The sequence below is a fragment of the Novosphingobium sp. B-7 genome, assembly GCF_000410615.1.
In the GTDB taxonomy this organism is placed as follows: domain Bacteria; phylum Pseudomonadota; class Alphaproteobacteria; order Sphingomonadales; family Sphingomonadaceae; genus Novosphingobium; species Novosphingobium capsulatum.
The window spans coordinates 1-308 of record NZ_KE148497.1 but is presented as its reverse complement, the minus strand read 5'-3'; the positions used below and the strand labels follow the sequence as shown (position 1 = coordinate 308).

The 308-nt window shown below is 70.8% G+C and carries 1 protein-coding gene; it reads left to right on the top strand.

Going from position 1 to position 308, the window contains the following annotated elements:
- The coding region (locus H926_RS29835; protein WP_043610974.1) for an amidophosphoribosyltransferase at nucleotides 1-308 on the top strand (308 nt) is incomplete at both ends.

Here is a 308-nt window from a genome sequence, read left to right as displayed (position 1 = left end):
CTCTATGGCGATGCCACACGCACCCTGGTGCTGCGATTCAAGCATGGCCGCAAGGTGGGGCTGGCCGGGCTGATGGCACGCCTGATGGTGGCGCGCCTGCCGCCACTCGACGGGGAATGGCTGATCGTGCCGGTGCCGCTGCACCGCTGGCGGCTGTGGCAGCGCGGCTATAATCAGTCAGCATTGCTGGCAACGCAGATTGCGCGGGCGACCGGGCAGCGCCTGCTGGTCGATGCGCTGGTGCGGCGCAAGCGCACGCCTTCGCTCGGCGGTCTGGGTGCCAAGGCGCGCGCGCAGGCGCTGGCGGG